Consider the following 12,870-nt stretch of genomic DNA (forward strand, 5'->3'; position numbering starts at 1 on the left):
TATTGTGTGGATTTACCTCATGTACATTATTATATTGTTGGGTAAGGCATATTAAGGTGAGTTACTTTAATATGCCTTTACTCCATCTTATAGTGTATTTAGTTTTTCAACGATATTTTGTTTTTTCATGTACCAAACGCCATTACATACTGCAAAGTAGTAAAAGACATAGCCTGAAATTGCCACAATAATGGACATATATGGTTCAGGTAAAATGCCTATGCCACCAAAATTTCCTAAATAAGACAAAATGACAAGCATGAAAATATAAAATATGAAGTAAATACCACCTAAGAACTCTTCTTTCGGATATTTATTGACAATGTGTAGTATAAGATACGCAATTACACCACAGGTGATACCTGTAAGTGCTAGTTGGACTTTGGCCCATTTTGTCCAGTAAATTAGTAGTGTGGCGAGAACGAAAGCAAGTGGGGCAATAAATTGCATGGCTGGTAAGCCATTATTTTTTGTGAAGCCTACTTTTCGAAATACCATGACGGTAACGCATGCAGATGCATATTTGAAAATACTGATTGCTCCAACAATTGCAATAATGGCACTCCAGCTTTTTAGCGGGAATAAAAATAATAGCCCGATAACAAAGTTTAAAATAAGTGCTCGAGTTGGAACGCCAAAACGTTTGTTAATGGCTTCGAAGTATTGTGGTAAAAACCCACTTTTTGCCATACCAAAAACATGACGAGATGTTCCTGCGGTATAAGATAATGCAGATCCCGTCGGGGAGAACATTGCATCAGCAGTAATGATCCATGATAACCAGACCATATTAATCATGATTGCTAAGTTGGCAAAAGGTGAGTCAAACTTGATGCCACTCCAACCATGTTCAAGTAACTGAGGTGGCACAGCACCAATAAAGATGGCTTGAAGTGCAATATATAATATTGCTGCTGCAACTAATGACGTAATTAAGGCCAATGGAATATTACGTTTGGGGTTTACAACTTCTCCGCCCATCATTACGACATTACCAAAGCCAGTATAAGCAAAGAAAATACCACTTGTTAAAATGGCACTTAAACTTGCGCCAATGCCATTAGGTGCAAAACCATGGCTAGTAAAGTTCTCTGGGTGAAAACCTGAAAATAGAAAAATAACAATCGTTAAAACAGGTACAATAAATTTTAAGATAGTGATAAAAGTATTGGTAATTGCAAATAGCCGAACACCCCAATAATTAAATAATACGAAAAATGCCATTAGAAAACAGGCGGCTGTAATGCCTTCAGCGGTGAGCTTTTGTACTTCTGTATCATATAGATGGGGGTAAAATTGATTTGCATATTGAATAATACCAGCCGATTCTACAGGGGCAGTCGCACAATATCCAAGCCATATAGAATATCCTGTTAAGGCTCCTAGCATTTTCCCATGTGAATATATAGGGTAACGTCCTAATCCACCTGTTTCAGGTTTTACTCGCCCAAGTTCTGCGTATATAAGTGCAATTAGAATAATAACACCAGCACCAATTAACCATGAAATGATCGCAGATGGTCCTGCCAGTTGTGCCGTAACATATGGGCCAAATAACCAGCTTGACCCAATAATGCCACCAAGAGACAAGGCCGTAAGTGACCAAAACCCCATTTTCTTTTTTAGGTACTGTTCTTGCATTTTCTTTATCTCTATATCTTTATAGTTACTTATAGTAGCTCAGGATAAGCAAAAAATATGCCTAAATATTTTTTACGAATTTACTCTACGACGGTCAATCTGTTTTTAGTCAAAATGACGAGTAGAGTATTTGGTGTTTTAGATGGTTTTAGCCAAAGGTGTATTGGTTTACTACAATCATTTATACAGGATTGTTTTGCTCAAAGTAGTGGTATTCTAAATCAAACTGCTCACATACTGCCTGTGCTAAGCGTTGTACGCCATAACGTTCAGTTGCATGATGTCCACATGCATAATAATGCACATCAAGCTCTTTGGCTTCATAAAATGTTCGCTCGCTTACTTCGCCAGATAAATAGGCATCGCAACCTTGTTCAGCGGCATGTGAAATAAAATCTTGTGCTGCTCCTGTACAGAAACCGATTTTTTGAACATGTGTTTTATTGGCAGCTAAGTGCAAAATCTGTGGCTGTAGTGATTGAGCAAGCTTTTGTTGAAAGTTATGTGCTGTGACTGGTTCGGGTAGAATGCCAATATTACCAATAGCATGTTTTTGATTTGGGTCGAGCGCACTAACATCTTGTAAGCCTAAAATCTCTGCAATAGCCGCATTGTTGCCAAGCGTTGGGTGGGAATCTAATGGTAAATGATAGGCGACTAAGGAAATTTCATGTTGAATTAATTTTTTAATTCTGTTGCCACGCATTCCTGTAATGGGGTAGGCTTCACCTTTCCAAAAGTAACCATGATGCACTAAAAGTACTTTGGAGCCATTTTTAATACATGCCTCTATGGCATCTAAAGATGCAGTAACTGCACAAGTAATTGAATTTACTTCATTTATCCCCTCAATTTGTAAACCATTAGGTGCATAATCTTTAAATTCGTTGCTTTTTAAGGTGTGGTCACACCATTTAATAATTTCGTGAAGCTGTGCCATTGCCTATATCTGCTCAAAAGTTGATATTTGTTTAAATAACATATTCATGATCGCAATATGTTAAATTAGATATTTGGTCTCGTAAAATATAGATTCAAAATAAATGATAAAATAATAGGTATCAATACCTTAAAATCGTTCAATGAGGGTGTTTTTGTGAGTAGAGCATTGAAATGGTTGCCGTGGGCAATATTGGTGATTGTGATTTGCTTCTTTTGGGAGTGGCAAAAGTTGCACACACTGCAGTTGATGAGTCAACCTGTGGCATCTTCTGATCCCGTGGGTAGTGATAATAAGCTAGTATCTAAGCAAGATGAGTCTGCTGGTGTATCGTATCGCTATGCTGTGAAAGTAGCGGCTCCTGCAGTGGTAAATATATTTACCACCCAGAAAGTTAAAAATCAGGGGCGAGTATTATCCAGTGAAAATGGTATTCGAGAGTTTTTGGGAAACCAACTCCCTGATTTAAAAAATAAAAATGAAAATAACTTAGGGTCTGGGGTTGTTGTTAGAGCAGATGGATATATTTTGACGAACAACCATGTGATTACTCAAGCCGATAAGATTATTGTTGCATTAAAAGATGGTCGCCGTGCGGTTGCTCATGTTGTGGGGACAGATCCAGACACCGATTTAGCTGTAATAAAAGTCGATTTAGCGAATTTACCTGTCATGTCTTTTAAGCTACATGGTAATGAGGTTGGTGATGTTGTCCTTGCCATAGGTAACCCATTTGGTGTGGGACAAACAGTAACCCAAGGGATTATTTCAGCATTAGGACGTTCAGATTTAGGTATTAATACATACGAAGATTTTATTCAAACAGATGCGGCTATTAATCCAGGTAACTCAGGTGGTGCTTTGGTTGATGTGAATGGTCAGCTGATTGGTTTAAATACAGCAATATTTTCTCAGTCAGGTGGATCACTTGGTATAGGCTTTGCGATTCCCGCAAAAGTTTGTCAGCATGTATTTGAGTCTATTCTAAAAGACGGTAAGGTAACGCGAGGTTGGTTGGGTTTAAGTTTAGTTCCAACGCAGTATAGTGATGATGTGACGCAAATGAACGATAGTGTGGAAGTGGCAAGCGTGCTGTCATCTGGCCCAAGTGCACAGGCAGGTGTGCGTGCGAAAGATCGTATTTTGCGTGTAAATGGCTTAGGGGTATCTTCGGCATCACATTTGATTAATTATGTTGCTTTACAGCCACCGGGAAGTACGGTGAAATTAGAAATACTCAGAGATATGCAACCGTTAACACTGATGGTTGTCGTTGGCGAAAGGAAAAATAAACGTAGTCAATCTGAATATATACCGTTACCAAACAGATAAAAAAAATAGCCTCATGTGAGGCTATTTTTTATTGGTGATTAACTTTCAACTTGAATACCAGCGACTAACCAATCTTGTTGCGTATTGATTGGCTTAACAAAGTGCCAAACTTCTGTGAATGGTTGTGGTTGACTGTTTAAGTCTTCTGATACCAAACCAGTAAAACGAACACTTGCAATATATTGACCATTTTCAGTCGCTGTATCTGCAAGTTCAGCATTTAGGTTTTGGAACTCAGCAACATCTTGGTCACGGTTTGCCATAATGTCTTGGTACATTGAGTTATAAAGGTCGCTTGTTAAATAGCGACGAATCTCTTCAATGTTACTTGCTGTATTCATAGATTGAATGTGGTTAAAACGCTGACGTGCAATACGTAGGAAAGCACTTTGCTCTGTACCATCTGGCAACGCACCAGTGTTGTTTGTTGCAAATGGTGCAGTATTTGAATTTACAGAACCACCACCAACACTTTGCCCATAAATATTGCTATTTGTGTTTTGTGTGTTGTTTTGTCCAAACGGTGATGTTGCTGTACCACCACTATTTGGAGCATATGGATTACTGTTCTCTAATTTTTTTTTTGCACCCATTTTACGAAAAATGAAAAATGCAGCACCTGCAATTAAAATCAGCCAAATCCAAGAAGGAATGCCAGATTTTTTTTCTTCAGGTTGTTGAGCAGATTCTTTTTTCACTTCAGCAGGTTGAGATGCACTTGCTGTTGCGGTATTTGAATGCGTTGCTGTTTTGTCATCTGCTAGTGCATTGGCTGCAATTGCACCCACTGCAGCACCTGCAACACCTGCCGCAATCATTTTACCTGTGTTAGAACCTGTTTTTTGCTGTGCAGCAATAGGTGCTTGTTGCGGTACACGTTGTTGTTGCAAAGGTGCTTGCTGTCTTGATTGGCTTGGAGCCACAGAACGCTGCATACCTTGGCTTTTACCACTACCAGCACGTTTTGCTTCTACTAACGGTGAAACCACCAAAGTTGCCATTAAAATAGCAGCAACTAAGCCACGTTGGCGTAATTTCATTAATTTTTCCTATGAAAATTAAACAAAGTTAAGACTACATTTATGCAGTTAATATGCAAAAATTCAATAGCTAGGGGTAAAAAATAACAAAATGTAGCGATATTTACTGTTCTAATTGTAGTGCTTCAGCCAAAGCTTCGTGTAAACGAGCAACAGCAATCACTTTAATGCCTTTAATTGGTTTTTGAGGTGCATTGGCTCTTGGTAAAATAATATATTCAAAGCCATGCTTCACAGCCTCTTTAAGTCGCTCTTGCCCGTTAGGTACAGGGCGAATTTCGCCAGAGAGTCCAACTTCTCCAAATACAGCGAGTTGTTGAGGGAAGGCCTTGCCTCTTAAACTAGATGCACATGCCAATAGTACGGCCAAATCAGACCCTGTTTCGGTAATTTTCAAGCCACCGACTATATTTACATAGACATCTTGGCCTGTGGTTTGAATGCCGCCATGCCGATGCATCACTGCCAATAACATATTGAGTCTATTTTGATCTAAGCCAAGAGACACTCTTCGAGCTTGTCCATGTGCATCATCGACCAAGGCTTGTACTTCAACCAAGAGTGGGCGAGTACCTTCACGGCTGACCATGACCACAGAGCCAGCAATCGGTTCATCATAACGACTTAGAAAAATGGCAGATGGGTTTGAAACTTCTTTTAACCCTCTGTCCGTCATGCCAAATACACCAAGTTCATTAACCGCACCAAAGCGGTTTTTGACAGCACGAATCATACGGTATCTAGAGTCAGATTGACCTTCAAAGTACAAAACGCAGTCCACCATATGCTCAAGTACACGAGGGCCTGCTAAAGCCCCTTCTTTAGTGACATGACCTACAATAAATAAAGCTGTACCACTATGTTTTGCAAAACGGGTGAGTAAAGCCGCTGACTCTCGTATTTGAGAAACACCGCCTGGGGCAGATTGAATGGTTTCTGTATATAGTGTTTGTATAGAGTCTAAAATGGCAACTGCAGGGCGTTCTTGTGCTAAGGCCTCACAAATACGTTCTACACATGTTTCGGCCATGACTTTAAGGTGTGAGGCATCGAGTTCTAAACGTTGCGCACGCAAAGCCACTTGAGATAATGACTCTTCTCCTGTGACGTAAAGTGCAGCACGTTGAGGGGTGGCCATATAAGTTGCTGTTTGTAGCAAAATCGTAGATTTACCAATCCCAGGGTCACCGCCAATCAGTACAACTGAACCTGTGACAAGTCCGCCTCCTAACACGCGGTCAAACTCACTAATGCCTGTATTTAGTCTAGACTCATGTGAAATAGAAACTTGGTTTAAAGTGGTGATCTGTGACACTTGACCTGCATAACCACTGACTTTTGGCTTTGCTCGGTGGGTTGTTGAATTATCCAAACGCACTTCAAGCAGTGAGTTCCATTCACCACAGTCTGTACATTGGCCCGCCCATTTTGAATGATCTGCACCACATTGTTCACAGCGATATACGGTTTTGACTTTGCTCATAATTTAAGTATTAACTGGATTGTAAGTGATTATCTCATGCTTTTTATTGAACGAGTAGAAAAAACGCAGTGGCTTCTCTGTTAAATTGGAATAGTTTTTGCTTATAATAATGTATAAATATATTGTGGGAAGACACTGAATGACTGTACAACATGAGCATTCTTCAGATTTACAACGTAATTTAACAAACCGTCACTTACAGTTGATTGCCATTGGTGGTGCAATTGGTACGGGTTTGTTTATGGGGTCGGGGAAAACAATTTCGTTGGCTGGGCCATCGATTTTACTTATTTACATGATCATCGGCACCATGATTTTTTTTCTCATGCGTGCACTTGGTGAATTATTACTTTCAAATTTAAATTATAAATCATTTGTAGATATGGCGTATGATCTACTTGGCCCAGGTGTTGGCTTTTATGTAGGTTGGACGTATTGGATTGGTTGGGTTTTAGTGGGCATGGCAGACTTAACCGCCGTGGTCAGTTATTTATCCTTTTGGTTGCCTGCAGGAGCAACTTTCTCACCTGTAGACCAAGCCATGATTAGTGCAGGTTGTGTGTTGTTCTTGTTTGTACTGAATTTAATGACTGTAAAGCTATTTGGTGAAGTTGAATTTTGGTTTGCAATTATTAAAATTGTTGCCATTATTGCATTAGTACTGATCGGTATTTACATGGTGGCGACAGGCTTCCAGTCACCAAATGGTACAACAGCATCATTAAGTAATATTTGGAACCATGGTGGTATTTTCCCACATGGTATGAGTGGTTTCTTGGCAGGCTTCCAAATCGCAATCTTTGCTTTTATGGGGGTTGAGCTTGTTGGTACAACAGCTGCTGAAACCAAAGATCCAGAGAAAAACTTACCAAAAGCAATTAACTCTATTCCTGTTCGTGTGATTTTGTTCTATGTGCTGTCATTAGTGGTGGTTATGTCTGTAACGCCATGGACAGAAGTTAAAGCAGACCGTAGCCCATTCGTTGAACTATTCTTAATGGCAGGCATTCCAACAGCAGCAATCATCATGAACTTAGTGGTATTGTCTTCTGTCATGTCATCAATGAACAGTGGTGTATTCTCTACAAGCCGTATGATGTTTGGTTTGGCTAAAGATGGTCAAGCACCAAAACTTATGAGTTTCTTAACTAAAAATGGTGTGCCAGCAAATGGTTTGATCTTCTCTTGTGCATGTATTATGGGGGGATCACTCCTACAATACTTCGTACCAAATACCATTGAAGCGTTCACGCTTGCAGGTACATTGTGTACGATTTTATTCATGTCTGTTTGGATTATTATTTTAGTTTGCTACATTCGCTATCGTAAATTACGTCCAGAATTGCATGCAAAATCAAAATTCAAAATGCCTGGTGGCGTAGCAATGTGTTATGCAGTCATTGTGTTCTTCTTATTTACGATTGGTATTTTAAGCCTAGAAGACGACACGCGTAAATCACTGATGGTTAGCCCAATTTGGTTAATTGTATTGGCGATAGGTTATTATGGTTTCTACAAGCCAAAAACTAAAGCTGAGTCAGATAAAAAGCAATTCTAATTAAGAAATTGCGCTTAGATCTTTCAGATATTTAATCTAAGTATGCACTATGTTGGTTCTTTGAGGTTATTCATTGAGCTAATATGGTGCTTTTTTGTGTAAGTATGGTGCAGTTTTGGGATGGTGTTTGATGTAGGTCTCGGTACTATAAAATCTTTTATGAATACAATTTGAACGACTAGAGCAAAGGCTACAGCTTTATTTTAGTACAACATCTTTGATTATTTCATTTCAAAGCCATAGACATCACGCTATACTTCATTTTAACTCACACATTAAGCAGGGCGGGATATGCACAAAGTACACTACATCATTGGGTTGCTTTTACTGAGTGTTTTATCTGGTTGTGGACAATCTGGTGCATTACAACTGACCAATGATCCTGACCTAGACACTCGACCTAAGTATTTGCTTTGGCACCCATCAGACAGTGCAGTGAATAATCAAAAAGATTCAAACGCACCTTCAAAACAGTAAACTTAGACATATTTTATATACAAAAATTGTGTATTGATAAGTAGGAATTATTTATGAGCTTTACCCGTATAGATGGGATTTTACATGCTGAGCAGTGTAATTTAGAACAATTAGCACAACAGTTTGGCACACCTTTATATGTATACTCTAAAGCCACATTTGAAAAACACTACCTTGAATTAGATCAGGCATTTTCTTATATACCGCATCAAGTGTGTTATGCGGTGAAGTCAAATTCGAATTTGGCTGTACTTCGTGTGTTATCTAAAATGGGTGCAGGGTTCGATATTGTCACAGGTGGAGAGCTTGCGCGTGTGTTAGCGGCAGGTGGTAATGCAGAAAAAATTGTGTTTTCAGGTTTAGGTAAGTCAGAAGCTGACATTGAAAAAGCATTACAGGTGGGTATTGCATGCTTTAATGTAGAGTCGTATGCAGAGTTGGACCGTATTGAAAAAGTGGCTGCAAAACTGAATGTAAAAGCGCCGATTTCTTTACGTGTAAACCCAGATGTAGATGCAAATACGCATCCATATATTTCAACAGGGCTAAAAGAAAATAAATTTGGTATTCAAAGTGATGCGGTATTAGAAACCTATCGTTATGCGCATAGTTTGCCACACTTAAATATCATTGGTATTGATTGTCATATTGGTTCACAGCTCACAGAAACACAGCCCTTTGAAGATGCTTTAGCTCGTTTAGAAGTCATGATTTCCCAGTTGAAAGAGATTGGTATTGAGCTAGAGCATATTGATATCGGTGGTGGTTTGGGTGTGGTTTATAAAGATGAAATACCACCAACTGTAGATGAATTTGCACAAGCACTCCGCCCAGCACTTGAGCGTTTAGGGTTGAAAGTGTATATGGAGCCAGGCCGAAGCATTAGTGCCAATGCAGGTATTTTGTTGACTAAAGTAGATTTACTTAAACCAACAAGCCACCGTAATTTTGCCATTGTTGATGCAGCCATGAATGATTTAATCCGCCCATCTTTATATCAAGCGTGGATGGATATTCAGTCTGTAACACCAAGAGCTGAGGGTGAAAGCAAAGTATGGGATATTGTTGGGGCAATCTGTGAAACAGGTGACTTTCTCGCAAAAGACCGTGAGTTGAACTTAAAAGACAATGACACGCTGGCTGTTTTGGGTGCAGGTGCTTACGGTTTTGTAATGAGCTCAAACTACAATACCCGTGCCCGTGCGGCAGAGGTGATGGTGAATGGAAATCAAGCTCACTTAATTCGTGAGCGTGAAACCATTGAGTCACTGTGGGAAAAAGAACAATTTTTACCTGAGGAATAATCATGTTACTTGAATTTAGTAAAATGCATGGCTTGGGTAACGACTTTATGGTGGTTGACCTGATTAGCCAACAAGCCCATTTTGACCCATTGACCATTCAGCGTTTAGCTGACCGTCATTTTGGTATTGGTTTTGATCAACTATTGATTGTTGAGCCACCTGAGTTACCAAATGTTGATTTTAAGTACCGTATTTTTAACGCAGATGGTTCTGAAGTTGAGCAGTGCGGTAATGGTGTACGCTGTTTTGCTCGCTTTGTGCATGATCGTAAGTTGACTCGTAAAACGAAGATTAAAGTACAAACTAAATCTGGTGTGGTAGAGCCTGAGCTTGGTGTAAACGGCTGGGTGCGAGTGAATATGGGGCAACCTAAGTTTTTACCCCATGAAATTCCTTTTACAGCAGATGTAAGTGATGGGTTGTATGACCTAGAGTTAGCAGATCAGTTAACCATTAAAATAGACGTGGTTAATATGGGCAACCCACATGCTGTGACGGTTGTACCTGATATATTACAAGTTGATGTTGCACGTCTAGGTCCACAAATTGAAAAGCACCTTCGTTTTCCAAATCGGGTTAATGCAGGGTTTTTACAAATTCTGAATGAAAAACAAGCCCGTTTGCGTGTGTTTGAGCGTGGTGTTGGTGAAACGTTGGCCTGTGGTACTGGAGCATGTGCAGCTGCGGTGAGTGCGATGCGTCGTGGGTTGTTGTCTGACGATGTGGAAATTGAACTTGCAGGTGGTCGTTTACATATTTCTTGGCAAGAAGGTGGTGTGGTGTATATGACAGGCCCAACGGCAACAGTATACGAAGGCCGTTTGGATTTAAGTTATTTTCAACACTAATGAGCCTATGCCAAGCTTGCTCTGATGTGAGCTTGGCAAAATTTGAGTAATAATCATCATGGATACATGGTATTGGTTAGATAGTTGGTTAAATGTTCGGAAAAGACAAAACCAATCTGAGCATACGCTCGATGCATATCGGCGGGACTTAACCGACTTTATTCATTTTTGTGATAAAAAACACTTAGCATTACAAGATATAGAAGCATCTGATTTAAGAGAGTATTTGACCTTGCGTGTTGAGCATGGTCATTTGAGTTCAAGTAGTTTGCAACGTCAACTCAGTGCCATTCGGCAGTTTATGAAATGGGTGACTGAAAACCATTTAATTGTGCAAAATTTTTCCGCAGACTTTCAGCTTAAACGTCAGGCACGTGCCTTGCCCGGTTTAGTCGATACCGAAACAATTATACAAATATTAGATCAAAAATCCCCTGAGGGTGTAATAGACCAACAATTGTGGTTAAGAGATAAAGCCATTTTAGAGTTACTATATACCAGTGGTATGCGATTGTCTGAAATACAAGGATTATGTTTTAACGATATAGATTTTAATCGAAGGTTACTTCGTGTTGTAGGTAAGGGAAACAAAGAGCGTGTGATTCCATTTGGGGAAAAAGCCAAACAAGCATTGGTTGCATGGCTTGTGGTATACCGTATTTGGAAGGGCAAGTTTGAAGCCATAGATGCAGTCTTTGTTTCTCAAAAAGGCAATGCTTTAAGCAATAGACAAATTGAAAATCGTGTTAAGTTTCAAGCACAACGTGCAGGAGTAAATATTAATCTACACCCGCATTTATTAAGACACTGTTTTGCCAGTCATATGCTATCTGCAAGTGGTGACTTAAGAGCTGTACAAGAAATGTTAGGTCACAGTAATTTATCAACCACGCAAATTTATACCCATTTAGATTTTGAACGATTGGCAGAGGTGTACGATAAAAGTCACCCTCGAGCGATACAAAAACACTAATCTGTGTGTTGTTTAATATGTGCTGACATTTCAGGAGCAGTTGTCTTTAATGCTTCTGCAACCTTTACTTTATCGGTATTTGGGCGGTCTTGACTGGTTTTAAATTGCCCTACAATGCTATCAATTTCAATATAAATAATTGCAATGTCTTTGAGTAATGCATTGATGTAGTCTGCAGGGGCATCTTTCATTTTCCAAGGCGTGTTTTGGCTCGCTTCATGCTGTCGTGTTAAACGTCCAAGCAGTGCAAGTAGCGACTTTTCATCATCAATACAGCGTAAGCGACCTCTTACATGTACCACCATATAATTCCATGTGGGTACAGCACGGTGGTGATCTTGTTTACTTGGATACCAATTGGGACTGATGTACTGCTGATCACCCTGAAAGCTGAGTAGCACAGACTGGTTTTGTTGAATGTTTTTATATAATGGATTGGCTTTTGCAATATGTGCACTGAGTGTGCCGTATGTGCCTTGTTTTGTGTCTAAAAGAAAAGGCAGGTGATCTGCCTCAATTTGCTCATGGGTTGAGTTATAACTCATGAGCGTTGCAAAATTATGCGTGCTAATAAATTGTTGTAATGTCTCTAAATCATGTTCTTGGTATTGTGTTGGCTGAAACATGGCAAAATATCTTTGATATGGCTATGTTTCATCATAACTAAAAAAATGATAGATTCAAGCATGTTGCGATAATAAGTCAATCAAATGGGCTTTAATATTTGGCCATTCACTTGAGCTTATACTGTACATCACGGTGTCTCGAATCGTGTTGTCTCTGCGAAGTGCATTACCACGAATGACGCCATCTTTTTTTGCACCTAAACGTTCAATCGCACGTTGGCTTTTAAAGTTAAAAATATCGGTGCGTAAAGCAACAATATGACAGCCTAATACTTCAAATGCATGCTCTAAAAGGAGTAGTTTACAGGTGGTGTTGACGTGTGTGCGTTGTACATGCTTGGCATACCATGTGTAGCCAATTTCTACTCGCTTTACATTGGCTAAAATATCATGATAACTGGTTGTACCAATCACTTGTCCTGTACTTTGCTCTATGACGGCAAAGGCAAAACGATGCCCGTGTTGTTTTTGTTCAAGTGCTGTATTGATGTACTGTTTGACTTCATCTGGTGCGGGTGCAGAGGTTACACGCACTTTCCATAACTCACCATCTTTACAGGCATTGGTGAGGCCATGTAAGTGTTCGTGTGTGAGTGGTTCAAGTAATACACCGTTTTTTGAAAGTTGTATGGGTTGTACAAAAGACAT

Annotated in this window: 12 protein-coding genes; 6 read left to right on the top strand and 6 right to left on the bottom strand. The window is 39.5% G+C overall.

Annotation, left to right across the window (positions count from 1 at the left end; genetic code table 11):
• Nucleotides 1–87 precede the first annotated feature (87 nt).
• Together I2F31_RS04010 and I2F31_RS04015 are read right to left on the bottom strand one after the other, a co-directional pair.
• Nucleotides 88–1,641, bottom strand: a complete 1,554-nt coding sequence (locus I2F31_RS04010) for an APC family permease (RefSeq protein WP_195768245.1) — start codon at nt 1,639–1,641, stop codon at nt 88–90.
• Between the two features lie 181 nt (nt 1,642–1,822).
• The gene (locus I2F31_RS04015) at nt 1,823–2,581 is read right to left on the bottom strand and encodes a Nif3-like dinuclear metal center hexameric protein (RefSeq protein ID WP_195768246.1); all 759 of its coding nucleotides are present in this window, start codon (nt 2,579–2,581) and stop codon (nt 1,823–1,825) included.
• Nucleotides 2,582–2,737: 156 nt separating this feature from the next.
• On the opposite strand from I2F31_RS04015, the gene I2F31_RS04020 reads away from it, so the two are divergent.
• A complete protein-coding gene (locus I2F31_RS04020; RefSeq protein ID WP_323127557.1) occupies nt 2,738–3,913 on the top strand; it encodes a S1C family serine protease in 1,176 nt (391 codons plus the stop codon).
• A 38-nt stretch (nt 3,914–3,951) separates the two neighbouring features.
• Here I2F31_RS04020 and I2F31_RS04025 read toward each other — a convergent pair whose 3' ends face one another.
• Entirely contained in the window at nt 3,952–4,953 is a 1,002-nt protein-coding gene (locus I2F31_RS04025; RefSeq protein WP_195768247.1) for a Tim44 domain-containing protein, read from the bottom strand.
• A gap of 103 nt (nt 4,954–5,056) precedes the next feature.
• Nucleotides 5,057–6,436: a DNA repair protein RadA gene (radA, locus tag I2F31_RS04030; protein WP_195768248.1), complete on the bottom strand. Its 1,380-nt coding sequence runs from the start codon at nt 6,434–6,436 to the stop codon at nt 5,057–5,059.
• Nucleotides 6,437–6,575: 139 nt separating this feature from the next.
• Here radA and I2F31_RS04035 point away from each other — a divergent pair, with 139 nt between their 5' ends.
• The 5 genes from I2F31_RS04035 (at nt 6,576) to I2F31_RS04055 (ending at nt 11,596) form a co-directional block, all read left to right on the top strand.
• Nucleotides 6,576–7,994 (top strand): amino acid permease, encoded by a 1,419-nt coding sequence (locus I2F31_RS04035; protein ID WP_195768249.1) that lies wholly within the window; start codon nt 6,576–6,578, stop codon nt 7,992–7,994.
• A 291-nt stretch (nt 7,995–8,285) separates the two neighbouring features.
• The gene (gene lptM, locus I2F31_RS04040; RefSeq protein ID WP_195768250.1) at nt 8,286–8,471 is read left to right on the top strand and encodes an LPS translocon maturation chaperone LptM; all 186 of its coding nucleotides are present in this window, start codon (nt 8,286–8,288) and stop codon (nt 8,469–8,471) included.
• 53 nt (nt 8,472–8,524) lie between these two features.
• The gene (gene lysA / locus I2F31_RS04045; protein WP_195768251.1) at nt 8,525–9,775 is read left to right on the top strand and encodes a diaminopimelate decarboxylase; all 1,251 of its coding nucleotides are present in this window, start codon (nt 8,525–8,527) and stop codon (nt 9,773–9,775) included.
• A gap of 2 nt (nt 9,776–9,777) precedes the next feature.
• A complete protein-coding gene (dapF, locus tag I2F31_RS04050; protein ID WP_195768252.1) occupies nt 9,778–10,623 on the top strand; it encodes a diaminopimelate epimerase in 846 nt (281 codons plus the stop codon).
• Between the two features lie 58 nt (nt 10,624–10,681).
• On the top strand, nt 10,682–11,596 hold the full coding sequence (locus tag I2F31_RS04055; RefSeq protein WP_195768253.1) for a tyrosine recombinase XerC: 915 nt from the start codon (nt 10,682–10,684) through the stop codon (nt 11,594–11,596).
• On the opposite strand, the gene I2F31_RS04060 is transcribed toward I2F31_RS04055, so the two are convergent.
• Together I2F31_RS04060 and I2F31_RS04065 are read right to left on the bottom strand one after the other, a co-directional pair.
• Entirely contained in the window at nt 11,593–12,222 is a 630-nt protein-coding gene (locus I2F31_RS04060; protein WP_195768254.1) for an FMN-binding negative transcriptional regulator, read from the bottom strand. The genes I2F31_RS04055 and I2F31_RS04060 overlap by 4 nt on opposite strands.
• Nucleotides 12,223–12,276: 54 nt before the next feature.
• Entirely contained in the window at nt 12,277–12,870 is a 594-nt protein-coding gene (locus I2F31_RS04065; protein WP_195768255.1) for a GNAT family N-acetyltransferase, read from the bottom strand.

Source organism: Acinetobacter rathckeae (genome assembly GCF_015627125.1).
GTDB lineage: Bacteria > Pseudomonadota > Gammaproteobacteria > Pseudomonadales > Moraxellaceae > Acinetobacter > Acinetobacter rathckeae.

Coding starts and splice junctions, on each gene's coding strand:
- I2F31_RS04010 (WP_195768245.1), bottom strand. CDS start 1,641: ATGCAAGAACAGTACCTAAAAAAGAAAATGGGGTTTTGGTCACTTACG.
- I2F31_RS04015 (WP_195768246.1), bottom strand. CDS start 2,581: ATGGCACAGCTTCACGAAATTATTAAATGGTGTGACCACACCTTAAAA.
- I2F31_RS04025 (WP_195768247.1), bottom strand. CDS start 4,953: ATGAAATTACGCCAACGTGGCTTAGTTGCTGCTATTTTAATGGCAACT.
- radA (WP_195768248.1), bottom strand. CDS start 6,436: ATGAGCAAAGTCAAAACCGTATATCGCTGTGAACAATGTGGTGCAGAT.
- I2F31_RS04035 (WP_195768249.1), top strand. CDS start 6,576: ATGACTGTACAACATGAGCATTCTTCAGATTTACAACGTAATTTAACA.
- lptM (WP_195768250.1), top strand. CDS start 8,286: ATGCACAAAGTACACTACATCATTGGGTTGCTTTTACTGAGTGTTTTA.
- lysA (WP_195768251.1), top strand. CDS start 8,525: ATGAGCTTTACCCGTATAGATGGGATTTTACATGCTGAGCAGTGTAAT.
- dapF (WP_195768252.1), top strand. CDS start 9,778: ATGTTACTTGAATTTAGTAAAATGCATGGCTTGGGTAACGACTTTATG.
- I2F31_RS04055 (WP_195768253.1), top strand. CDS start 10,682: ATGGATACATGGTATTGGTTAGATAGTTGGTTAAATGTTCGGAAAAGA.
- I2F31_RS04060 (WP_195768254.1), bottom strand. CDS start 12,222: ATGTTTCAGCCAACACAATACCAAGAACATGATTTAGAGACATTACAA.
- I2F31_RS04065 (WP_195768255.1), bottom strand. CDS start 12,870: ATGTCTTTTGTACAACCCATACAACTTTCAAAAAACGGTGTATTACTT.